This is a genomic window from Streptomyces sp. NPDC005262 (assembly GCF_042872425.1).
GTDB lineage: Bacteria > Actinomycetota > Actinomycetes > Streptomycetales > Streptomycetaceae > Streptomyces.
Genome location: NZ_JBIAKK010000001.1, coordinates 776,099 through 798,150 on the forward strand (window position 1 = coordinate 776,099; position 22,052 = coordinate 798,150).

Genomic DNA, 22,052 nt, shown 5'->3' on the forward strand with positions numbered 1-22,052 from the left:
GCGAGGGGGCCGGTTCGGCGCTACGAGGAGTACGTGGCTTCCTGGACGCACCCGGCGCCGGATGTACTCGGCGCCGTACGGGGGTCAGCGGATCGTGAAGCGGACCGCGTGTTCCAGGAACGGTACGTCCAGCCACGGCTTGGGCTGCGCCACGAGTGCGAGCAGCACGATCAGAACGCCCAGCAGTCCGTACGTCACCAGGTCGGTGAACCGGGAACGGACCGCCAGCATGCCCACCGAGGGAACCACGCAGCGCAGCACGGCTCCACCGATGAGGGCGACGCCGATCAGTATCGTGCCGATCCTGAAAGCCTGCCCGAAGGGGTTGACGGCAACGATCAGCAGGCCGATCCCGGCGGTGCAGAGCACGGCGAGCAGTGGCCACTGGCGGGCCGGGGCGGGCGCGTCCCCGGACGCCGCCCTGCCGCCGCCCTCGGGGCGCGCGGTGTCCCGGGTGAACGAGGGGAACCGCCGCGACGGGCGGGGCTCGACACGCGGGCCGTCGCCGGGAGCCGAGTCGCCGTCAGCGGGATCGCCGCCGGGGCCGACGCCCGCGTCTTCGGCCGTCACCTCGGCAGCGGTTTCGCCGTCCGCGGCTTCGCCGTCCGTGGCCTCTTCACCCGCAGGCCCGGCGTCCGGTCCCTCGGCACCGGCTCCCTCGACCGCAGCGCCCACACCCTCGCCAGGCACGTCCTCGGCACGCTCATCCGCACCGCGCGCGTCTCCGCCCGGCGGCACCGGAATCGCCCGGTCCGCCGCGGCGGCCGGGTCGGCCGGACTCGTACCAGCACCCATGGGGTTCCTTCCGGATCAGGTCGGTCGGCTCAGTCGGCGGATACGGAAGTCGCGGCAGCCGCATCGCGCTCGGCCGCCTCGACCACGTTGACGAGCAGCTGGGCACGGGTCATCGGGCCGACACCGCCCGGGTTCGGGGAGATCCACGCGGCGACCTCGGCCACCCCGGGGTGCACATCGCCGACGATCTTCCCCTCCTCGTCCCGGCTGACGCCCACGTCGAGCACGGCCGCGCCCGGCTTCACGTACTCGGGCCTGATGATGTGCGGCGAACCCGCGGCGGCGACGATGATGTCGGCCTGCTTGATCTGGGCGGCGAGGTCACGCGTGCCGGTGTGGCACTGGGTGACGGTGGCGTTCTCGGACTTACGGGTCAGCAGCAGCGGGATCGAACGGCCGATGGTGACACCGCGGCCGACGACGACGACGTGCGCCCCGTTGATCTCGACGTCGTGGTGGCGGAGCAGCTGGACGACGCCCTGCGGGGTGCACGGCAGCGGGCCCGTCTCGTTCAGGACGAGCCGGCCGAGGTTCATCGGGTGCAGACCGTCGGCGTCCTTGGCCGGGTCCATCAGTTCCAGGACACGGTTGGTGTCGATGCCCTTGGGGAGAGGGAGCTGCACGATGTATCCCGTGCAGTCGGGGTCGGCGTTGAGCTCCCGTACGACGTCCTCGATCTCCTCCTGGGTGGCGGTGTCGGGGAGTTCGCGCTGGATGGAGCCGATGCCGACCTGAGCGCAGTCGCGGTGCTTGCCGTTGACGTACCACCTGCTGCCCGGGTCGTCCCCGACGAGCAGGGTTCCCAGGCCAGGGGTGATGCCCTGTGCCTTGAGGGCCGCCACGCGGACGGTCAGATCGGACTTGATCGCGGCTGCGGTGGCCTTGCCATCGAGAATCTGGGCAGTCATAGTGCCCATCCTCGCGGATGACCCCACCCGCATACCAATTCTGGGTCGCCACAGTGGCCATCAGATTGCGCTTGCACAACACATACGGCAATCGACTGGACAAAAAGCCGACGTCAAGACCACGATGAGCCGCGCAGTACCGCGGGCAGTGTCGGGGGGACAGACCGTTCTGATTGCGCATGATTCCTCCGTCCGGACCGCATCGTCCCCACACTTTCGCAACGGAGGAATTTCGCCATGAGCAACGGCGACCCGAACAACCCCTACGGTCAGCAGCCGGGCGGGCAGCCGGGCTACGGCTACCCCCAGCAGGCCCCGCAGGGCGGGCAGCCGGGCTACGGCTACCCCCAGCAGGCCCCGCAGGGTGTTCCACAGCAGGGTTACGGCTACCCCGCGGCACCGCCCGTCCAGGCCGGTTACGGCATCCCGGGCGCCCCGCAGGAGATGCCGGGAGGCGTGAAGGCAGCCCGCGTCATGCTCTACGTGATCGCCGGCCTACAGGTCATCGGCGCGATTGTCTTCGCGATCGCTGCTGTGGCCGTGAACGCCGCCAAGAACGACGCGTCGCTCAAGGAAGATGTCCAGTTCCAGCAGCTCGCCGACTACTCGGGCAACGCCCTGTGGGCCATTGTGGCCTTCGCGGTGCTGTGGGGCGTCTTCGCCGTGTTCCTCGCCGTGAAGTTCGGCAAGGGCACCAACGGCATCCGCATCACGGCCATGGTCTTCGGTGTGATTACCGCGATCCTCGGTATCTACCCGTTCATCATCTTCGGCCTCGTCCACACGGTTCTCGCCGTCCTGATCATCGTCTTCGTAGCGAAGCAGGACGGTGGCGCCTGGTTCAACCGCCAGCAGCAGCCGCAGTACTGATCCGCTCAGGACAGGCACCGGCAACGGCCGGCATGTCGAACAGCGCAGAGGGCGCCCCCGGAGACCAGCTCCGGGGGCGCCCTCTGCGTTCATGCCGCTCAGTGGAAGAAGTGCCGCGTACCCGTGAAGTACATCGTCACGCCCGCCTTCTTCGCGGCCTCGACGACCAGCTCGTCACGGACCGAACCGCCGGGCTGGGCCACGGCCTTGATGCCGGCAGCGGTCAGGATCTCCAGACCGTCCGGGAACGGGAAGAACGCGTCCGAAGCGGCGTACGCACCGCGCGCACGCTCCTCGCCGGCCCGCTCGACGGCGAGCTTCGCGGAGTCGACGCGGTTGACCTGGCCCATGCCGACGCCGACCGAGGCGCCGCCCTTGGCGAGCAGGATCGCGTTGGACTTGACCGCGCGGCAGGCCTTCCAGGCGAACGCGAGCTCGGCGAGCTCGTCCTCGGAGAGCGCCTCACCGGTGGCGAGGGTCCAGTTGGCCGGGTCGTCGCCGTCGGCCTGGAGCCGGTCGGTGACCTGGAGCAGCGCGCCGCCGTCGATCGGCTTGACCTCGACCGTGGACGTCGGGGCGTCGGGGCAGCGCAGCACGCGGATGTTCTTCTTGCGGGCGAGGATCTCGACCGCGCCGTCCTCGTACGCCGGGGCGACGATGACCTCGGTGAAGATCTCCGCGACCTGCTCGGCCATGGCGACGGTCACCGGACGGTTTACGGCGATGACACCGCCGAAGGCCGACAGCGGGTCGCAGGCGTGCGCGTTGCGGTGCGCCTCGGCGACGTCGTCGGCGATCGCGATGCCGCACGGGTTGGCGTGCTTGATGATCGCGACGCACGGCTCGGCGTGGTCGTACGCGGCACGGCGCGCGGCATCCGTGTCGGTGTAGTTGTTGTACGACATCTCCTTGCCGTGCAGCTGCTCCGCCTCGGCCAGGCCGCCGGTACCGGACGTGTAGAGCGCGGCGGGCTGGTGCGGGTTCTCGCCGTACCGCAAGACGTTGCTGCGCTCGTACGTCGCACCGAAGAAGTCGGGGAAGCCCGTGTCGTCGGCGGCGGCGTAGTCGTCCGCGAACCAGGAGGCGACGGCCACGTCGTACGCGGCCGTGTGCTGGAACGCCTCGGCGGCGAGCCGCTTGCGGGTCGTCAGGTCGAAGCCGCCCGCCTTGACCGCGGCGAGGACGTCGGCGTACCGGTCAGGGCTCGTGACGACGGCCACGGACGGGTGGTTCTTGGCCGCGGCGCGGACCATCGACGGGCCGCCGATGTCGATCTGCTCCACGCACTCGTCGGCGGAGGCGCCGGAGGCGACGGTCTCCTTGAACGGGTACAGGTTGACGACGACGAGGTCGAAGGGCTCGACACCGAGTTCGGCGAGCTGCTCGCGGTGGGCGTCCAGGCGCAGGTCGGCGAGGATGCCGGCGTGTACGCGCGGGTGCAGCGTCTTGACGCGGCCGTCGAGGCACTCGGGGAAGCCGGTGAGCTCCTCGACCTTGGTGACCGGCACGCCGGCGGCGGCGATCCTCCCGGCGGTCGAGCCGGTGGAGACGAGCTCGACGCCCGCCTCGTGCAGACCGCGGGCGAGGTCTTCGAGCCCCGTCTTGTCGTAGACGCTGACCAGGGCGCGGCGGATGGGCTTATTCACCGACATGACCGAGATGAACCTTTCGTCCCTCAATGCGATAGCCGTTATGGGCGAGCCGCCCCACGACCTCGACGAGCAGCTTGCGCTCGACTTCCTTGATGCGTTCGTGGAGAGCGGCTTCGCCCTCCGGCGTGTCCTCTTCGGTCACCTCGACCACGCCCTGCGCGATGATCGGACCGGTGTCGACGCCGTCGTCGACGAAGTGGACGGTGCACCCGGTGACCTTCGCGCCGTACGCGAGGGCGTCACGCACCCCGTGGGCACCGGGAAAGCTGGGGAGCAGGGCGGGGTGGGTGTTGACGAACCGGCCGCCGAACTCGGCGAGGAACCGCTTGCCCACGATCTTCATGAAGCCCGCGGACACCACGAGGTCCGGGCGGTGCGCGGCGGTGGCGGCGGCGAGCGCCGCGTCCCACTCCTCGCGGGTGGCGTAGTCCCTGACCTTGCAGACGAAGGTCGGCAGCCCGGCGCGCTCCGCCCGTTCCAGACCGACGATGCCGTCGCGGTCGGCGCCGACCGCGACGACCTGGGCGCCGAAGCCCGCAGGGTCGTCGCCGATCGCATCGAGCAGGGCTTGGAGGTTCGTACCGGAACCGGAGACCAGCACGACCAGGCGGGCCGGACCGGCGGGAGGGGGCGGGGAGGCCACGGCTGGGCCCTTTCTCGCGTGGTGAAGCAGAGCGACGCTGTTTGTAGGGTCGTTATTTGTAGGGTCGTACGAAAGAATCGCGCCCCTTGATACGGGGAACTCTACGAAGGAGCCGACCGCCAGCAACGATACCGGCACATCGGGGGACCCCCACTGGACGGGGGTGAGGGGCCGGATCACAGGGGAGATCCAAGGGAGATCGAGGGAGAGATCGCAGAGGGAGTGGGTCCGGGCGGAAGATATCGGCCTCCGGCGTCGTGCTCCCAGCTTTCGGCCCCTCCTGGCCGGGAGGTAGCGTCAGGGGACAGCGACCGTCCGTCAGGGCGGAAATGACGAGATGGGGAAGACGTTCACCATATGCCGGACCGACGCCGCCGCACCGCCTTCCGCCACCCGCTGCCCGAGCGGACCTCACTGCTGCTGCGGGAACGCCAGTCCCCGACGGGCTCCTCCTCGTCCTCGGATCCTTCGGATTCGTCGGACTCCTCGAACAAGAAGGACGACAACCCCTTCGCCCCCCCGCCGGAGAACCGCCCCGACCAGCCGTGGCGGCCGCGCCGCCCGTCGCCCGGCTCCAACGGGAGCGGGGACGAGGGTGCGAACGGGAACGGTGAGGGGTCGCCCGACGGCGGCTCCTCCGACGACCGGCCGGTCTGGGGCAGCCAGTGGAGCAACCACCAGCCGGGCCGCCAGAGCGGCGGTTTCGGCGGTCGTCCGGGCGGCCAGGGCGGCCCGAACGGTCCAGGCGGTCAGGGCGGCCCCGAGGGCGGTCCCGGCGGGCTGCGCTGGGATCCGACCGACCCCGCCCAGCGGCGCGCCCGCTACGCACTGCTGGCCGGCATGTGGGCCTTCTTCTTCGCGATCTTCGACTTCCCGGAGATCGCTCTGCTGCTCGGCGCACTCGCCGTGTACTGGTCGATCAGCTCGCTGCGCGCCAAGCCGAGGACCGCAACGGCGACGGAGAGCGCCGACAGGACCGCCGGTGCGCGTTCCGGTTCCGGTTCCGCTCCGGCCGGGGGGCCGGCTCCCGGAGCCGGGACCGCCGCCCCGTACGCACAGGGCCAGGGCAAGCCGCAGACGACGGCTGCGGTCAGCGGTCTCGTCACGGCGCTGCTCGCGCTCTCGATCGTCGCGATGACGTTCACGGTGCAGCTGGTCTACCGCGACTACTACACCTGCGTGAACGACGCCCTCACCAAGTCCGGACAGCTGGCCTGCAACGACCTGCTGCCGAAGCCGCTGGAGCCGTTCTTCGGCGTCAAGAACTAGCACTTTCCGGACTGTTCGCCGGCCCGGCCTCCGGAGGCCGGGCCGGCGGCGTCCCCGGGACCTTGGGGAGCGCTACCCAGGGGGAACCCCCGGATGCCCAGGGGGAATCCCCGGCCGTCCGCTCGTGCCACGGGTCGGTCGGCAGAAAGTCGTACGGCACGGCGCCCGCATCCTCCTGGTACCAGGACGCCGCCCCGGGCACGGGCCCGGACGGCGAAGGCGGTGACACGGATCCGGAACCGGCCCCGGCCGGGGGTCCGGTTTCCGCGCCCGTTCCGGTGCCGGGTCCTGACTCCGACGCCTCGGCCGCATCCTCGCCCCCACGCCTGCGCCACCACCGCGGACCGCTCCGGCGCCGCTCCGCAGCCTCCACATCGGCCAGGAAGTCGAGCACCGACCTGACCTCCCCTCCCCCGCTCCCGTCGTCGGCGTACTGCCGCAGCCGCCAAGCCCGTAGCAGCAGTGCCCCGGGGACACCGATCAGCGCCGTCCACGCCGGCGCCGCCGCCCCCGTGAGCCACCAGGCCGGGCCGAACTCGGCCAGCGCCCCGGTACCCATCGGTCCGCCCGCAGCGGCGGTCAGCGCCGCCGTCCCGACACCGCATCCCACCGCCGCCAGGGCAGCTGTCAGCGCGGTCTCCCACAGACCGCATGCCTCCCCGTCACGCCCGGCGAACCGAGCGATCGCCACCCCGGCCGCGACCGGAACCGCCGCGGCCGCCCAGTTCAGGAGCGTCCCGGGGCCGTGGGCCGGTACCGCCGCCAGCAGGGGGAAGTCCGGCAGCGCCGGTCGCCCGGTGAAGGCGAGCGGGGTGACCGTGGACGCCGTACCCAGTGCGAAGCCGGGCCCGAGCCCGTAGGCAGCTCCCCACACCGCCGCGTTCGGCACGAGCGCCATCGCCAGCAGCAGCACCGCGGACCGGCCCGCCCAGTCGCCGGAGAGCCCCAGGAACGATGCCTGTACCTGCTCCGCGTGCCACACCAGTGACGCCGCGACCAGCAGCGCGCCGCCGCCCAGCAGCACCGCCGTCCCGGCCGCCGCCGCCCGGAACACCGCCTCCGCCCGCTCCGCGAACCGGGTCCGCGCCATCGCCTCGTGCAGTCGTACCGGCGCCCAGGACGGTGGCGCGATCGGACGCCCGGCCGCCGTCCACACGCCCGCTCCCGCCGCACCCGCCACCGCGGGAACCAGCGGGAACAGGAGCGAGGACGGCCGCGCACCCATCGAGCCGCTCTTCGCATAGAACGCGACAACCGTCGCGACCAGCAGATAGCCGCCGGTCACCAGACAGAAGACGCTCCCGGCCGAGGGTGGGGTCGGCCCCTCGTCGTCGGGCTCCATCACATCGCAGGCGGCCCGATGCACCAGCCACATCAGCACAGCGGTGAGCAGTAGCGGGACCACACCGACGGGGGCGGGGGCGCCGCTGAGGGTGTCGGTTCTGACGAGTACGGCGCCGTGCGCCAGCAGCCAGATCCCCGCTGCGGCATGCAAGGCGCCGCCGGGGCCGCTGTCGGAGGCCGGGGAGCTGATCCACACCATCATGACGAGCACGGCCAGCGAGCCGAGCCCGAGCCCCCCGGCAAGCATGCCCCGAAGAAAGGCGGAGACCAGCACGGCGGACCGGCCCCGCTCAGCCGACAACGACGGGGTGCGTTCGGTCATTTGGGTCACATCGCAATGCTCCCAACGACACGCACTTTTTTCGTGTAACGGGCGGATAGCCGCCGTGTCGCTCAATATACGTTTATGTACTTATTGGCCCTATTCGGGTCCGCCAGGGGACCTTCATGACTCACGGCGCCACCGATGCGGCCGCCCCCTCACCGCTGCCCTCCTCCTAGGAGCTACGCAGTCTCCGGCCGCCCGAACCCAAGCCACCGGGAGCACCACCATGGCCCCGACCGACCCCGGCACCACCCGGGACCAGCCCATCCCACCCGTCTCCTCCGCCCCCACAGCCCCCACAGCCCCCACGGACTCGAATTCGACCGGCCCGACCCCCGCCGATGCATTCGATGACCTCTACGTCGGCCTCGCCACCGCCCTCTTCCGGCAGACATATCTGCTGACCGGTCACCCGGACCTCGCCAAGGAGTCCGTCGAGCGGGCCTTCGAGCAGGCCTGGCAGCGCTGGCCCGAGGTGGCGGTCGACCGGGACCCGGCCGGCTGGGTGCGGGCGGCCGCGTACGAGTACGCGATGTCGCCCTGGCACCGGCTGCGCCGCGCCTACCGCCACCCGGACCGGCAGTCGGCAGCCGATCCCGGCTCACGAGCCCTGCTCGACGCGCTGCTCGACCTGCCGCCGGCGTACCGGCGCACCCTTCTGCTCCACGACGGTGTCGGCCTGGGTCTGCCGGACACCGCAGCGGAGACGGAGGCGAGCACCGCGGCGGCGGCGGGCAGGCTGGTGACCGCGCGGGCCGCGGTCACCGAGCGGATGCCCGAGCCGGCGACCCCGCTCTCGCCCGACGAGGAGTCCGCGCTGCTGCACGAACAGCTGGGCACGCTCGCCCTCGCCCAGCCCGTGGCCCCGCTGCTCACTCCCCATGCGGTCCGCACCAGCAGCGAGAACAAGGCCAGACTCTGGACACAGGCGGCCATCGCCCTCACGGCAGTGCTCGTCGGCCTGGCGGCGGTCACCATGGTGACCGCTCCGCCGCGGTACGAGAAGCCGCCCTCGCCCGCCGAGCAGGTCGGGGGCGTGCCGCCCCGCGGTGGTCCGCAGCGGCTGACGACGCAGGACCTGGAGATGCAGAGGAAGCTCGACGAAGAGCTCGTTCACGGCCCCGCGCGGCTCGTCCCGCAACTACGGTGACCGACCCTGCGTCACGCCTGGATCGAAACGGATCGAAACGGCGCGGGCCCGTACCCCCGAAAGGGGATACGGGCCCGCGCAGTGGACGCGATCAGCGATACAGCTGATCGGCTGCGACGCAGCTGTCAGGCACCGAGGATCTCGCGCGCCAGCTTGGCGGTCTCGGTCGGCGTCTTGCCGACCTTGACGCCGGCGGCCTCGAGGGCCTCCTTCTTCGCCTGGGCGGTGCCGGAGGAGCCGGAGACGATGGCGCCGGCGTGGCCCATGGTCTTGCCCTCGGGGGCGGTGAAGCCCGCGACGTAACCGACGACCGGCTTGGTGACGTTCTTCGCGATGAAGTCCGCCGCGCGCTCCTCGGCGTCGCCACCGATCTCGCCGATCATGACGATCAGGTCGGTCTCGGGGTCGGCCTCGAACGCCTCGAGGGCGTCGATGTGCGTCGTGCCGATGACCGGGTCGCCACCGATGCCGACGGCGGACGAGAAGCCGATGTCACGGAGCTCGTACATCATCTGGTAGGTCAGCGTGCCGGACTTCGACACGAGACCGATGCGGCCGGGCTTGGTGATGTCGCCCGGGATGATGCCGGCGTTGGACTGGCCGGGGGTGATCAGGCCGGGGCAGTTCGGGCCGATGATCCGGGTCTTGTTGCCCTTCGAGCCGGCGTACGCCCAGAAGGCGGCCGAGTCGTGGACGGCGATGCCCTCGGTGATCACGACGGCGAGGGGGATCTCGGCGTCGATCGCCTCGACGACGGCGGCCTTGGCGAAGGCCGGCGGCACGAAGAGGACGGACACGTTCGCGCCCGTCTTCTCCATCGCCTCGGCGACGGAGCCGAAGACCGGTACCTCGGTGCCGTCGAAGTCGACGGTCGTGCCGGCCTTGCGCGGGTTCACGCCACCGACGATGTTGGTGCCGTCGGCGAGCATGAGCTTGGTGTGCTTCATGCCGGTGGCACCGGTCATCCCCTGGACGATGACCTTGCTGTCCTTGGTGAGGAAGATAGCCATGGTATTGGAGTCCCTCGTCCTTACTTCGCAGCCGCGGCGAGCTCAGCGGCCTTGTCGGCCGCGCCGTCCATGGTGTCCACGCGCTGCACGAGCGGGTGGTTGGCGTCGGAAAGGATCTTGCGACCCAGCTCCGCGTTGTTGCCGTCGAGGCGCACGACCAGCGGCTTGGTGACCTCTTCGCCCTTCGACTTCAGGAGCGCCAGAGCCTGGACGATGCCGTTGGCGACCTCGTCACACGCGGTGATGCCACCGAAGACGTTGACGAAGACGGACTTGACGTCCGGGTCGCCGAGGATGATCTCGAGGCCGTTCGCCATGACCTCGGCGGAGGCACCGCCACCGATGTCGAGGAAGTTGGCGGGCTTCACGTTGCCGTGGTGCTCACCGGCGTACGCGACGACGTCCAGCGTCGACATGACCAGACCGGCACCGTTACCGATGATGCCGACCTCGCCGTCGAGCTTGACGTAGTTGAGGTTCTTGGCCTTGGCGGCAGCCTCGAGCGGGTTGGCCGCGGCCTTGTCCTCGAGTGCCTCGTGGCCGGGCTGACGGAAGTCGGCGTTCTCGTCGAGAGACACCTTGCCGTCCAGCGCCAGGACGTCGCCGGAGGCGACCTTGGCGAGCGGGTTGACCTCGACGAGGAGCGCGTCCTCGGCGACGAAGGTGTCCCACAGCGTCACCATGACCTCGGCGACCTTCTCGGCCACCTCGGCCGGGAACTTCGCCTGGGCGACGATCTCGCGGGCCTTCTCGATCGTGACTCCGGTGTTGGAGTCGACCGGGACCTTCGCGAGGGCCTCGGGGGTATTCTCCGCGACCTCCTCGATGTCCATGCCACCCTGCACCGAGGCCATGGCCAGGAAGGTGCGGTTGGTGCGGTCGAGGAGGTACGAGACGTAGTACTCCTCAAGAATCTCCGGCGCGGTCTCGGCGATCATCACCTTGTGGACCGTGTGGCCCTTGATGTCCATGCCGAGGATGTCGGTCGCACGGGCGACCGCCTCGTCGGGGGTGGCGGCCAGCTTGACGCCGCCGGCCTTGCCGCGGCCGCCGACCTTCACCTGCGCCTTGACGACAGACTTGCCGCCCAGCCGCTCGGTCGCCTCGCGGGCTGCCTCAGGCGTGTCAATGACTTCACCGGCCAGCACCGGTACACCGTGCTTGGCGAAGAGGTCCCTCGCCTGGTACTCGAACAGGTCCACGCGCGTCCGTCCCTTTTCAGTGGTCTCGCGGTTCGTTTTCTGCGTGGGCGTGCCGCGAGGGGCAACGTGACTGCTCTGTCACAAGGAAGGCGCACACGGTGTCCGGTTACGCGGCATGTCCATCTCGCAGGTTATCCCCGAGCTCCACAGGACCCTAAATCGCAGCTCACACCTGGGCGGTGATTACGGTCACAGATCATGCTGGTAGCCGCGTCGCAGTGGACAAAACGGCACGTGAGCGGTGGTGAGGAGAGGCGACCCGGGGCCGGGCGGTGCCCGTGGTCCGGACGGAGTGGTCCGAACACGACGGGGAACCGCCCGGCGACGGGCCGGGGACTGCCCTCAGAGGTCCGAGAGGTCTCAGATCCCCTGGGCCGGGTACTGCGGAGCGGTGGAGGACGGCACCACGTCGGTGACGAAGTCGGGGGCGATCGATGTCAGACCCTGCACACCGTGCGCCGCGTCGTCCACGGCCGGGCGCGTGTCACCGCCCGCCGTGCCCACGACGCCGCCCGCGAACGGCTGCACCCGCGCGCCGACGCCCTGCGCCAGCGGCATCACCTGGGTCGCGACGCCCTGTGCGAACGGGGCGACCGCGTCACCGGTCAGCCCTTGAGCCAACGGCTGCACCCCGGAGACCACACCCCCCGCGAACGGCTGCACGTCGGAGACGACCGCCCCGGCGAACGGCTCCACCTCGGAGACGACGCTCCCGGCGAACGGCTGCACGTCGGAGACGACACCTCCGGCGAACGGTTGCACCGCACCGACCGCGCCGTACGTCAGCGGCTGGACCTCGGCCGTGACGCCGTGCCCGAAGGGCAGGGCGGCCTCCCCGACGACGCCGTCGGCGAACGGAGCGACCTCGGAGACCACTCCCTGAACCAGGGTGCCGATGTCTCCGAGCGCCTGGTCGACGACCGGCAGCACCGCGGAGACCGCCTCGACGGCGATGGGCGGGAGCACGGCGTCGGAGGTCTGAGCGACGACCGGTCCGGCTTGGGCGAGAGCGCCCTGGGTGGTGCCCTGGACAGTGCCCTGCGCGGTGGTCGCGGTGCCGGCGGCGGCGCTCTGCACGTAGCCGGGGATCTGCTCGATCGGACCGAAGAGGTAGTCGATCGGCGCGTCGGGCGCGGCCGGGACATCGTGGCCGGGAAGGCTCTGCAGATCCTGCAGGTCCTGCAGGGCGCCTGTGCCGGACAGACCGGACAGATTCTGCACGGTCCGTGCGTCCTGGACGTCCACGCCGTCGGCGCGGTCGACGGAGCCCGTGAGCTTGCCTGTCACGCCGGCGACCTGGCGCTCGAGACCTCCCTTCACGCGGTCGACCTGCCCGGCGGCCTTGGCGCCGGGGCCGGACGTCGCCTGCGTGACCACGGCCCCGGCAGCTGCCTTCGCGTCGGCGGTCTCCGTCCGCACGGTGTCCTTGAGCTCCGCGACGCCGTCGACCGCGTCGGCCGCGTTGTCGGGGGTGGAGAGCGGAACGGAGACAGGCAGCTCGTCCGCACTGGCTACGGCGGTCCCGAGGGCCCACATTCCGGTTGCCGTGGCGGCGACCGCTATGGAACGGCGGATGTTCTGGTGCATGTGTGTCAGATCCTTCGAATACGTTTCGACGGTCCGGAGTCGTCCGGACAGCGGGCAGACCTGTTCCGCCCCCGCGCGGCAGGTCGAGGCGGGGGAACGGCCTGCCCTAGCCGGGGAATTCGAGGATGTCGCCGGACCGGTCGCTCATCGGGGCGGCGGTCGCCGGAAGACCGGCACCACGTACGAGCCCGAAGGAGGCACCGCCCGCGAACGGAACCGCGTGCTGCTCGCCGCCGCGTGGCCCATGGGCCTCGGTGATGGAGGGGTGTACGAAGCCACCGCGGGGATCGAGGGGCGCCCGCTCGGGAGCCGGCCCGTACGCGGGTACCCGGCTCTCCGTCCCGCTCGCGGAGGTGCCGCTCAGCAGGTCGGCGAAGTTCCGGCCCTGGCCGGCCTCGGAGGTGTACCCGCAGACCGGGCGCGGTGCGGCTGCGGCAGCGCGCGCGGCGCCGACACCGGTGGAACCGTGGCCCGGGCGCCCATCGGCAGGGGGCTCGACGGCTGTGAGGGGAAGCAGCAGCCGGGCGGGCAGCGCCCACATGTCCGGGAGCACTCCGGCAGCGCTGTCGACGGCTGTGCCGACGCCCTCGACCACCTCACCGACCGGCCGGGCGAGATGCCGGACGGTGTTCCGCGTCGTCCTGACGACCGACCGGGCACCGGCAACGGCGACGGACGTCGCGGAGTCGGTGGAATCGGAGGTCGTGGCGGAGGTGCTGGAGGTGAAGGAGACGGCGGACACGGAGGCACTGGAAGCCGTGGAGGCACTGCGAGCCGCGGAGGCACGGGGAGACAAAGTGACGGAAGCGGCGGTGACGGAAGCGGCCTTCGGCCCGGCGTGCGTTTCAGCAGCCGGAGCGCCCGACGGCTCTGCGGTCGGAACGTGTGTCCGCGCCGGGGCGGAGGCGTCCGGGATCCCCGTCGCCGGTTCGGCGTTCGCCACGTCCACGGGCTCGGCTGCCGCATCGGCGGCTCTGCCCTGCGCCCCTGCCCCGTGCACAACTGCCTTCCCGGCGACGGGAAGCGACGGAACGGGTGCCTGCGCCGCATGTGCCTCGGCTCCGAAGACGACGCCGAGGGCCAGCAGTCCGCCGAGGAACAGCACCACCTGCAGCGCGCGCCGGCCGACCGGCCCGCGCACCGGGCGCGGGTCGGCGACAGAACGAACAGCTGCAGCGGTCACGCCGGAGTGAGCCCTCCCAGATGACGCGGAGTGCGGAACGCAGTCCTCCGCGGACGACGGGACGATGCTTGCACGACCCTCCCGGGTTGACGCAAGTCCCTTGTTACTGATGGGTCTCCTTGTCCGGTATGGGCAGTGGTCTCTTCTCCAGTGCCGCGGCCATCACCTCCGGGAAGAGATCCGGGGTGCACGCGAACGCCGGCGCGCCCAGTGCGCCGAGCGCCGCCGCGTGTTCACGGTCGTAGGCGGGCGCACCCTCGTCGGACAGGGCGAGCAGTGTCACGAACTGCACACCGGAAGCCTTCATCGCGGCGACGCGCTTCAGCATCTCGTTGCGGATACCACCCTCGTAGAGGTCGCTGATGAGGACGACGACCGTCTCGGCCGGGCGGGTGATCCTGGACTGGCAGTAGGCGAGTGCCCGGTTGATGTCGGTGCCACCGCCGAGCTGGGTACCGAAGAGCACGTCGACGGGGTCGTCGAGCTGGTCCGTGAGGTCGACGACGGCCGTGTCGAAGACGACGAGCCTGGTCCGCAGCGTCCGCATGGAGGCGAGCACCGCGCCGAAGACGGAGGCGTAGACGACGGACGCGGCCATCGATCCCGACTGGTCGATGCAGAGGATGACGTCCTTCTTCACCGCCTGCGCGGCCCGCCCGTAGCCGATGAGCCGTTCGGGGACGACCGTGCCGGCTCCGTCCCCGCCGGGTAGCGGCAGGTAGTTCTTGAGGTTGGCCCGGATGGTGCGGTCCCAGTCGATGTCACGGTGACGGGGCCTGTTGATCTTCGCCGAGCGGTCGAGCGCGCCGGTCAGCGTGGCCCTCGTGCGGGTGGCGAGCCGCTTCTCCAGATCGTCGACGACCTTGCGTACGACGGCTCGTGCCGTCTCCTTCGTCGTCTCGGGCATGGCTTTGTTGAGCGAGAGCAGCGTTCCGACGAGGTGGACGTCCGCCTCGACGGCCTCCAGCATCTCCGGCTCCAACAGCAGTGCGGACAGACCCAGCCGGTCGATCGCATCGCGCTGCATGACCTGGACGACGGAGCTGGGGAAGTACGTACGAATGTCTCCGAGCCAGCGGGCGACGGAGGGGGCGGAGCCGCCGAGCCCGGCCGAGCGGTCGCTCCCGCCCCGGCCGCCGGGCCTGCCCCCGCCGCCGTACAGCGCGTTCAGCGCGCCGTCCATCGCGGCGTCCCGTCCGGTGAGGGTGCAGCCTGTGGTCTCGGCGCTGTCCCCGCCGAGCACCATGCGCCAGCGCCGCAGCCGTTCGCCGTCCCCCGCGCCGCGTCCGGCCGCTGCCCCGGTCCTCGATGTGTCCGTGGCCGTCGTCATCCTGTTGCCCCCAGCGGTTCCATTGCGTTGTCGACGGCGTCCGCGACGGCACCCTCGGCGTCCTCGGCGTCCAGCCCCAGCAGCAGCCGCAGTACGGGCACCACCGCGTCCGCCCGTTCCTCGTCGAGGGCGGGGCCGAAACCGGGGGCTGTCGTGCCGGTGACGGTCCCGGCCGGCCCGCCGGTGGCCGGGCCCCGGCGTACGAGCTCGCCCAGCGTGCGCCGTACTCCCGGTTCGTAGGCCGAGAAAGTGCGGCGCAGCAGCGGCAGTACATCGGTGAACGTGTCCGCGGGGACGCCGGCCAGCCAGGCGTCGACCAGGCCGAGCAGCCGCTCGTCGTGGACGAGGAGCATGCCGCCCCCGGCGGCCCCGCCGACGAAGCCCTCGATCCACGCCGCTGCGTCGGCCGGGGGCGTGCCGGGCGACAGGGCGAGACCCATCAGCCGGGCCGCGTCGTCCTCTTCGAGTCGCCCCTCGTCGAGCAGCAGCCGGGCCGCCCGGCCCCGGATGATGCCGGCGACGGTGTCCCGGGCGGCCAGCTTGTGCAACACGGCCGTCCAGCGCTCGCGGAGCCCGTCCGCCGGTACCGCACCGGCGAGGAGCCCGATCGCGGTATGCACCCCGTCCACCTGGCGGCGCAGTTCGGCGGCGCCGTCGGCGTCGAGTCCGGTGCAGGCGGGCGTCAGTCCGACGCAGATCCGCTCGGCGAGCCCGGCGGCGACCTCGGCGAGCGCCGCCGTGTCCGTGGACCGTACGTCGCCGTACCGCAGGGTCCGGGCCAGGGCGGGCAGCGCGTCGGCGAGGTGGCCGACGTCGGCGTCGAGGGCGGCCCGGTCGGCGAGCGCCCGCATCACGACGGGCAGTGCGTCGGGCAGTTCGGCGAGGAGGCAGCGCTCGGCGAGCGCGGTGACCTCGGCGAGCGCGGTCGCCGACCCGGCCTCCGATTCCGCTTTGGCGGTCGCCGCGGTGAGCACGGTCGTCCCCCAGGTCCCGGCCTCGGCGACCTGTACGTACAGCTCGGGCTCCCAGCGCAGCCGCCAGCTCTCCCGGAATGTGCCGGTGCTCCCCCGGCCGGCAGCCGGTTCGCCCCAGCCGACAGCGAGGAGCTGGAGCCGGTGCAGCAGGCGGCTGCGGGCCGCGTCGGTGTCCTTGCGGAGATCGAGCTCCAACTCGCGCTCCAGCGCCTCCGGTTTGAGCCGCAGCGTGCGCTGGAGCCGGGCGAGGTCGCGCTGCAACGGCACTGCGGGGGCGGTGTCCGGCACCTCTCCGAGCGTCTCACCGACGATGAGCCGGTCCTGTACGAGTGCGAGCGGCACATCGGAGCCCTCGCACATCACGGCCCGGATCGCGTCGGTCGTCTCGCCCAGCCCGGCGAGCGGCCGGCCGCGCAGGGCCGCGAGCGTCCCGGCGAGCCGCACGGCCTCGATGACATGGGCGGACGACACGAACCGGTCCTCGTCGCGCAGGAGTCCGGCGACCTTGGTCATCCACCGTTCGATCGGGCGGTCGGGGGCGCCGAAGAGGTGCCCGTACCAACCGGGCGAGTCGATCCCCGCCCCGTAACCGCTGTGCCGGGCGAGCCGTCGATGGGTCCAGGGCACCCAGGTCAGCTCGGTCTTGACCTTGGGCAGCCCCTTGAGGAGGGCCCTGTCGGCGGTGACGGTCGTCCCAGCTCCCAGCGCGGGCACATGCCAGGCTCCGCAGACGACGGCCACATCGTCCCCGAACTCCTTTCGCGCGGCGCGTAGTTGCATCCGCATGTACGCCTCCCGGACGGCGTCGCGGGGGTGCCCACCGTCCCCGTACACCTCGCGCAGCGCCGTCATCGCCTCGCCGAGCGCGACGAACGGGGCCCGTGGGTCGGCGAGCCGCCCGTCCGGTGCGCGGTGCTCGACGACGTCCTCCCACCAGCGCTCGGGGTCGTCGTACCCGGCGGCCTCGGCGAGGACCCTGATGGGGTCGACCGGAGACGCGGCCACCGCCCCGACGGCATCACCGTCACCCGCTCGCCCCTCATCCTGGTCGTGGTCCGTATCCGGGGCCGGGGCGTCCGTCATGGCCAGGGAGTGCGCCGCGGGCAGGTCGATGAAGCGGACCGGCACGTCGTGGCGGAGCGCCCAGCGGATCGCGACCCACTCGGGCGAGAACTCGGCGAGCGGCCAGAACGCCGCCCGGCCCGGGTCGTCCACCGCATGGGCGAGCAGCGCCACCGGCGGCCGCATCCGCTCGTCGGCGGCGAGCGGCAGCAGTGCGTCACCCTCGGGCGGCCCCTCGACGAGGACGGCCCGGGGCCCGGCGGCGTCCAGCGCGGCACGGACCGCGCGGGCCGAGACGGGACCGTGGTGCCGGATCCCGAGCAGCAGCGGCCCGGCGGCGGGCGCGGCCCCGGTCACGCGGAGACCTCGCGGCAGGCGCGGTAGAAGTCCTTCCAGCCGTCCCGCTCGCGGACCACCGTCTCCAGGTACTCCTGCCAGACCACCCGGTCCGCCGCTGGGTCCCGGACGACGGCGCCGAGGATGCCGGCCGCGACATCGCCGGGGCGCAGCACCCCGTCGCCGAAGTGGGCGGCGAGCGCCAGGCCGTTGGTGACGACTGAGATGGCCTCGGCCGTCGACAGCGTGCCGGAAGGGGACTTGAGCTTGGTGCGGCCGTCGGTCGTGACACCGTCGCGCAGTTCACGGAAGACCGTGACCACCCGGCGGATCTCGGCCATGCCGTCGGGGGCGGCGGGCAGGTCGAGCGAGCGCCCGATCTGGTCGACGCGCCGGGACACGATGTCGACCTCGGCGTCGGGCGTGGCAGGCAGCGGCAGCACGACCGTGTTGAACCGGCGGCGCAGGGCACTGGACAGTTCGTTGACCCCGCGGTCGCGGTCGTTGGCCGTCGCGATGACGTTGAACCCGCGGACGGCCTGGACCTCCTGGCCCAGCTCGGGGAGCGGAAGCGTCTTCTCCGACAGGATCGTGATGAGCGAGTCCTGCACGTCGGCGGGGATACGGGTGAGTTCCTCGATCCGCGCGGTCATGCCCTCGGACATCGCACGCATCAGCGGACTGGGCACCAGTGCGTCGCGGCTTGGCCCGTGCGCCAGCAACTGCGCGTAGTTCCACCCGTACCGTACGGCTTCCTCGGGCGTGCCCGCCGTGCCCTGGACCAGCAGCGTCGAGTCGCCGCTGACGGCGGCCGCCAGATGCTCGGAGACCCATGTCTTGGCGGTGCCCGGAACCCCGAGGAGCAGCAGGGCGCGATCGGTGGCGAGCGTCGTCACGGCGACCTCGACGAGGCGGCGCGGGCCCACGTATTTGGGTGTGATCACTGTCCCGTCCGGCAGGACGCCGCCGAGCAGATAGGTGGCCACGGCCCAGGGCGACAGCTTCCAACGCTCGGGCCGCGGGCGGTCGTCGGCGGCCGCGAGCGCCTTCAGCTCGTCGGCGAAAGCGTCCTCGGCGTGCGGGCGCAGAGCCTCTGCGCGAACGCCGGCGGTGGTTTCGGACACGGTCATGGATCCCCCTCCAGATCGGTCGACCGGATGTGGTTCCCACCGTGCACCATGCCACTGACAGTCGACCGCTCCCACAGCCTTTCCGCAGGTCGGGGCGATTGTCAGTGCCGCGTCCTACCGTCGTTGCCATGCTGCAAACTCACGGGGGAGAACCCTTGCGCACCGCTGCTCCGGTGGTGCGCTGGACGGTGGAGCAGGTCCTGGCCCTGGCTCCTGACGAGCCGTCACGCAAGGCCGGCGGCAAACTCGGTTCGGCCGGCCCGTGGTCCGGCGCGGGCTGCGACGGATCGGGTGCGGTGTGGGGCCTGTGCAAGGGGAGCGGGAGCAAGCCGTACCGGGCGGTGGTCGATACGACAGGCCCCGCGTACAGGTGCAGCTGCCCCAGCCGGAAGTTCCCGTGCAAGCACGCGCTGGGGCTGCTGCTGCTCTGGGCGTCGGACGAGGCGGCCCTCGGGCGGGCGGAGGTGCCGGACTGGGCCGGGGAGTGGCTGGACGGCCGTCGCGGACGGGCGGCGCAGAAGACCGAGCCGGCCGGGGACGGCGCGGGCCCGGCCGACCCGGCGGCCGCCAGGCGGCGAGCCGAGCGCCGGGCCGAGCGGATCACCGGCGGTGCGCAGGAGTTGGAGCAGCGGCTGACGGATCTGCTGCGCGGAGGCCTGGCGGCGGCCGATCAGTCTGGGTACGGGCTGTGGGAGGAGACGGCGGCCCGCATGGTGGACGCCCAGGCGCCGGGACTGGCGGGCCGGGTCAGGGAGTTGGGGACGATCCCGGCGTCCGGTCCCGGCTGGCCGGTGCGACTGCTCGAGGAGTGTGCGCTGCTGCATCTGCTGGACACCGCGTGGCTGGGTATCGACCGGCTGCCGGAGCCGCTGGCGGCGACGGTCCGCACGCGGGTGGGGCTGACCGCCTCCGCCGATGGCCCACCGGTCCGCGACCACTGGCTGGTCCTCGCCCAGTACGACACCCCGGACGGCAAGATCGTCACGCGCCGGATCTGGCTGTACGGAAGGGACTCGGGCCGCACCGCACTGCTGCTGTCCTTCGGGGCGGCCGGACGCTCCCCGGGCCAAGCCCTGCCGGTGGGCGTCTCCATCGACGCCGAGCTCACGCCGTACCGGGGGGCCGGGCAGCTGAGGGCGGACCTGGGCGGACAGTTCGGTGCGCCGGTACCGACCGGCACTCCCCCGCCCGGCTCCACGGCGACGGCCGCGGTCGCCGCGTACGGACGTGCCCTGCGGAACGACCCCTGGCTGGAATCCTGGCCGGTCACCCTGCGCGGGGTCATACCGGTGCCGTCGGGCGACGGCTGGCAGCTGGTGGACGCTGCAGGCGATACGGCCCTGCCCGTCGCCCCGTCGGCACTGTCCCGGCCGGGTCTGTGGAAGCTCGTGGCGATCTCCGGAGGCGCTCCGGTCACGGTCTTCGGCGAATGCGGCCACCGCGGCTTCGACCCGCTCGCGGCCTGGGCCTACAGCTCCGACGACGGTGCGGCCGAGACCGTGCCGCTCATCTGACCCTGGAGGAGGACCGATGCCCGGTACAGAACCGATGCCCAGTACGACCACCGCTTGGGAAGAGCTCGTCACATCGGCGCTGCTCGGCACCGACCGCCGACCGCTCGCGGCGGCAGCCGGGCCGGGGCCGGTCGCGCTGCTGGACGCGGCGGCGCTGCACACGGTGCGACGCAGAGCCGGACTGCGGCCCGCGGCCGCAGCCGCCCGGCCCGGGACGGCGCCCGCCGACCCGCGGCCGGCCCTGCCGCCCGCCGCGCGCCGAAGGCTCGCCCAGCTGCTCGCCGACCGGTCGTCGTCGAGCGGTGCGGGCGGCCGGCGCGGCGCTGCGCCCGATCTCACGGAGCTGATCCCGCAGTGGCTGGCCGCCGCCGGCCTGCGCGGTTTCCGGGCCCCGGCGTCGCTGCTGCCACCCCTGCTGGACGCGGCCCGGGCCCGTACCGACCTGCGGCCGCAGGCTCTGGCGTTCGCCGGGCCGCGCGGGCTGTGGCTGGCCGGGCTGAACCCCGAGTGGAAGTTCGCGCTGCGCGGCTCGTCGGGAAGCTCGCTGCTGCCCGAGGTGACCGACGCCGATGCGGTGCACCGGCTGTGGGAGGAGGGTCTGTTCGCCGAGCGCGTCGCCCTCCTCGGGGCCGTACGGGCGCACGATCCGGGTGCTGCGCTCGCGCTGCTGACCAGCACGTGGCCGACGGAGCGCGCCGAGGACCGGCTGATGTTCCTGGACTCGTTGCGCGCCGGGCTGTCCGCTGCGGACGAACCCTTCCTGGAGCAGGCCCTCTCCGACCGCAGCCGCAATGTACGCGCGACGGCCGCCGAGCTGCTGTCCGCACTCCCGGAGTCGGCGCTGGCCGGGCGGATGGCGGCCCGCGCCTCCTCGTGCGTGAACCCTGACCTGGCAGCGGGCGCCGCGACCGTCGCCGTGGAGGCCCCGCACGAATGCGACGCCGCGATGCAGCGCGACGGCATGGTGGCGGTGCCGCCGTCCGGACGGGGCGAACGATCATGGTGGCTCGGCCAGCTGGTGGAGGCGACCCCGCTGTCCGTCTGGCCGGCGCGGTTCGGCGGGCGTACGGCGCAGGAGATCGTCGCCCTGCCCGTCGCCGACGGCTGGGGCGAGGAGCTGCACGCCGCCTGGTGCCGGGCTGCGGTGCGTCAGCGCGACCCGCAGTGGGCGCGCGCACTGCTCGGCGCCCCTTCGCTCCCCCCGTCGAACGGGCCCGGTACGGCGTCGCTCGCGGAGCGGTCGAAGCTCCTCGCCACGCTGCCCGGCGCGGGACGGGCCGCGTGGGTGGCCGATTTCGTCGCCGCGCACGGCCTGTCGGAGGCGTTCCAGCTCCTGGGCGTCTGTCCGGTCCCCTGGGCGGAGCCGCTCGGCAGATCGGTCGTCGACGCGCTCGACATCGCCCGCGACGCCGGTAGTTACCCATGGAGCTTCAGCGGCGTCATGGGGCTGGCCGAGCGCTGCCTGAATCCGGCGGAGGCGGACCGCCTGGAGGTCCTCACGACCACCCCGGACGAGCCGGAAGACGCGTCACCGGGCGCGGCCGGCTACTGGTCGGAGGCGTTCCGGCGCCTCGTCTCCACGCTGCGGCTGCGCGCGGCGATGGATGCGGAACTGGGGGCGGAGACGGTATAGGCGGGCCTGGGGGCCGGTGCGTCCAGGAGGGCGGCCGGTCTGCGCGTGGCGCGCGGGCCCCGAACTTCTCCCCGGGACACAGGGCCGCCGGACCGCGTGCCGCTGGGGACGCGACAGGCGGGCCGGGGCGGGCGT

Annotated in this window: 17 protein-coding genes; 5 read left to right on the forward strand and 12 right to left on the reverse strand. The window is 72.2% G+C overall.

Annotation, left to right across the window (positions count from 1 at the left end; all coding sequences use genetic code 11):
* Positions 1-84: 84 nt before the first annotated feature.
* Both ACFYP5_RS03420 and ACFYP5_RS03425 read right to left on the reverse strand, forming a co-directional pair.
* On the reverse strand, positions 85-795 hold the full coding sequence (locus ACFYP5_RS03420; protein ID WP_389029941.1) for a DUF3017 domain-containing protein: 711 nt from the start codon (positions 793-795) through the stop codon (positions 85-87).
* Positions 796-824: 29 nt separating this feature from the next.
* A complete protein-coding gene (locus ACFYP5_RS03425) occupies positions 825-1,703 on the reverse strand; it encodes a bifunctional methylenetetrahydrofolate dehydrogenase/methenyltetrahydrofolate cyclohydrolase (RefSeq protein ID WP_389029943.1) in 879 nt (292 codons plus the stop codon).
* Between the two features lie 237 nt (positions 1,704-1,940).
* On the opposite strand from ACFYP5_RS03425, the gene ACFYP5_RS03430 reads away from it, so the two are divergent.
* Positions 1,941-2,573: a hypothetical protein gene (locus ACFYP5_RS03430; RefSeq protein WP_389029945.1), complete on the forward strand. Its 633-nt coding sequence runs from the start codon at positions 1,941-1,943 to the stop codon at positions 2,571-2,573.
* A gap of 98 nt (positions 2,574-2,671) precedes the next feature.
* Here the strand turns inward: ACFYP5_RS03430 and purH are convergent, their stop codons facing one another.
* Positions 2,672-4,225, reverse strand: coding sequence for a bifunctional phosphoribosylaminoimidazolecarboxamide formyltransferase/IMP cyclohydrolase (gene purH, locus ACFYP5_RS03435; RefSeq protein WP_389029947.1), 1,554 nt, complete (start codon positions 4,223-4,225; stop codon positions 2,672-2,674).
* Entirely contained in the window at positions 4,212-4,868 is a 657-nt protein-coding gene (purN, locus tag ACFYP5_RS03440) for a phosphoribosylglycinamide formyltransferase (RefSeq protein ID WP_389029949.1), read from the reverse strand. Before purN ends, purH begins: the two co-directional genes overlap by 14 nt.
* Before the next feature lie 357 nt (positions 4,869-5,225).
* Between purN and ACFYP5_RS03445 the strand changes: the two genes are divergently transcribed.
* Positions 5,226-6,137, forward strand: a complete 912-nt coding sequence (locus ACFYP5_RS03445) for a hypothetical protein (protein ID WP_389029951.1) — start codon at positions 5,226-5,228, stop codon at positions 6,135-6,137.
* Here the strand turns inward: ACFYP5_RS03445 and ACFYP5_RS03450 are convergent.
* Positions 6,127-7,803 (reverse strand): DUF6350 family protein, encoded by a 1,677-nt coding sequence (locus ACFYP5_RS03450; RefSeq protein WP_389029953.1) that lies wholly within the window; start codon positions 7,801-7,803, stop codon positions 6,127-6,129. The genes ACFYP5_RS03445 and ACFYP5_RS03450 overlap by 11 nt on opposite strands.
* 229 nt (positions 7,804-8,032) lie before the next feature.
* On the opposite strand from ACFYP5_RS03450, the gene ACFYP5_RS03455 reads away from it, so the two are divergent.
* Positions 8,033-8,956, forward strand: coding sequence for a DNA-directed RNA polymerase sigma-70 factor (locus ACFYP5_RS03455; RefSeq protein WP_389029956.1), 924 nt, complete (start codon positions 8,033-8,035; stop codon positions 8,954-8,956).
* Between the two features lie 125 nt (positions 8,957-9,081).
* Here ACFYP5_RS03455 and sucD read toward each other — a convergent pair whose 3' ends face one another.
* The 7 genes from sucD to ACFYP5_RS03490 all read right to left on the reverse strand — a co-directional run bounded on the left by sucD (position 9,082) and on the right by ACFYP5_RS03490 (position 18,770).
* Positions 9,082-9,966: a succinate--CoA ligase subunit alpha gene (gene sucD / locus ACFYP5_RS03460; protein ID WP_030914424.1), complete on the reverse strand. Its 885-nt coding sequence runs from the start codon at positions 9,964-9,966 to the stop codon at positions 9,082-9,084.
* Positions 9,967-9,986: 20 nt separating this feature from the next.
* The gene (sucC, locus tag ACFYP5_RS03465) at positions 9,987-11,168 is read right to left on the reverse strand and encodes an ADP-forming succinate--CoA ligase subunit beta (RefSeq protein WP_389029959.1); all 1,182 of its coding nucleotides are present in this window, start codon (positions 11,166-11,168) and stop codon (positions 9,987-9,989) included.
* A 360-nt stretch (positions 11,169-11,528) separates the two neighbouring features.
* Positions 11,529-12,755 carry a hypothetical protein gene (locus tag ACFYP5_RS03470; protein ID WP_389029962.1) on the reverse strand — a complete coding sequence of 409 codons (1,227 nt, stop codon included), beginning with the start codon at positions 12,753-12,755 and terminating at the stop codon, positions 11,529-11,531.
* Between the two features lie 106 nt (positions 12,756-12,861).
* Positions 12,862-13,938: a hypothetical protein gene (locus ACFYP5_RS03475; protein ID WP_389029964.1), complete on the reverse strand. Its 1,077-nt coding sequence runs from the start codon at positions 13,936-13,938 to the stop codon at positions 12,862-12,864.
* 103 nt (positions 13,939-14,041) lie between these two features.
* Complete coding sequence (locus ACFYP5_RS03480) at positions 14,042-15,268, reverse strand: VWA domain-containing protein (protein ID WP_389029967.1); 1,227 nt, start codon at positions 15,266-15,268, stop codon at positions 14,042-14,044.
* Positions 15,265-17,661, reverse strand: coding sequence for a DUF5682 family protein (locus ACFYP5_RS03485; RefSeq protein ID WP_389029970.1), 2,397 nt, complete (start codon positions 17,659-17,661; stop codon positions 15,265-15,267). The genes ACFYP5_RS03480 and ACFYP5_RS03485 overlap by 4 nt, the downstream gene beginning before the upstream one ends.
* Positions 17,658-18,770, reverse strand: a complete 1,113-nt coding sequence (locus ACFYP5_RS03490) for an AAA family ATPase (RefSeq protein ID WP_356664472.1) — start codon at positions 18,768-18,770, stop codon at positions 17,658-17,660. The genes ACFYP5_RS03485 and ACFYP5_RS03490 overlap by 4 nt, the downstream gene beginning before the upstream one ends.
* A gap of 128 nt (positions 18,771-18,898) precedes the next feature.
* Here ACFYP5_RS03490 and ACFYP5_RS03495 point away from each other — a divergent pair, with 128 nt between their 5' ends.
* Both ACFYP5_RS03495 and ACFYP5_RS03500 read left to right on the forward strand, forming a co-directional pair.
* Positions 18,899-20,284, forward strand: a complete 1,386-nt coding sequence (locus ACFYP5_RS03495; protein WP_389029973.1) for an SWIM zinc finger family protein — start codon at positions 18,899-18,901, stop codon at positions 20,282-20,284.
* A gap of 16 nt (positions 20,285-20,300) precedes the next feature.
* A complete protein-coding gene (locus ACFYP5_RS03500; protein ID WP_389029976.1) occupies positions 20,301-21,917 on the forward strand; it encodes a DUF5691 domain-containing protein in 1,617 nt (538 codons plus the stop codon).
* Positions 21,918-22,052: the final 135 nt, after the last annotated feature.

Excerpts from the sequence above, each read along its gene's own strand:
- ACFYP5_RS03420 (WP_389029941.1), bottom strand. The coding sequence starts at position 795 with ATGGGTGCTGGTACGAGTCCGGCCGACCCGGCCGCCGCGGCGGACCGG.
- ACFYP5_RS03425 (WP_389029943.1), bottom strand. The coding sequence starts at position 1,703 with ATGACTGCCCAGATTCTCGATGGCAAGGCCACCGCAGCCGCGATCAAG.
- ACFYP5_RS03430 (WP_389029945.1), top strand. The coding sequence starts at position 1,941 with ATGAGCAACGGCGACCCGAACAACCCCTACGGTCAGCAGCCGGGCGGG.
- purH (WP_389029947.1), bottom strand. The coding sequence starts at position 4,225 with ATGTCGGTGAATAAGCCCATCCGCCGCGCCCTGGTCAGCGTCTACGAC.
- ACFYP5_RS03445 (WP_389029951.1), top strand. The coding sequence starts at position 5,226 with ATGCCGGACCGACGCCGCCGCACCGCCTTCCGCCACCCGCTGCCCGAG.
- ACFYP5_RS03450 (WP_389029953.1), bottom strand. The coding sequence starts at position 7,803 with ATGACCGAACGCACCCCGTCGTTGTCGGCTGAGCGGGGCCGGTCCGCC.
- ACFYP5_RS03455 (WP_389029956.1), top strand. The coding sequence starts at position 8,033 with ATGGCCCCGACCGACCCCGGCACCACCCGGGACCAGCCCATCCCACCC.
- sucD (WP_030914424.1), bottom strand. The coding sequence starts at position 9,966 with ATGGCTATCTTCCTCACCAAGGACAGCAAGGTCATCGTCCAGGGGATG.
- ACFYP5_RS03470 (WP_389029962.1), bottom strand. The coding sequence starts at position 12,755 with ATGCACCAGAACATCCGCCGTTCCATAGCGGTCGCCGCCACGGCAACC.
- ACFYP5_RS03480 (WP_389029967.1), bottom strand. The coding sequence starts at position 15,268 with ATGACGACGGCCACGGACACATCGAGGACCGGGGCAGCGGCCGGACGC.
- ACFYP5_RS03490 (WP_356664472.1), bottom strand. The coding sequence starts at position 18,770 with ATGACCGTGTCCGAAACCACCGCCGGCGTTCGCGCAGAGGCTCTGCGC.
- ACFYP5_RS03495 (WP_389029973.1), top strand. The coding sequence starts at position 18,899 with ATGCTGCAAACTCACGGGGGAGAACCCTTGCGCACCGCTGCTCCGGTG.
- ACFYP5_RS03500 (WP_389029976.1), top strand. The coding sequence starts at position 20,301 with ATGCCCGGTACAGAACCGATGCCCAGTACGACCACCGCTTGGGAAGAG.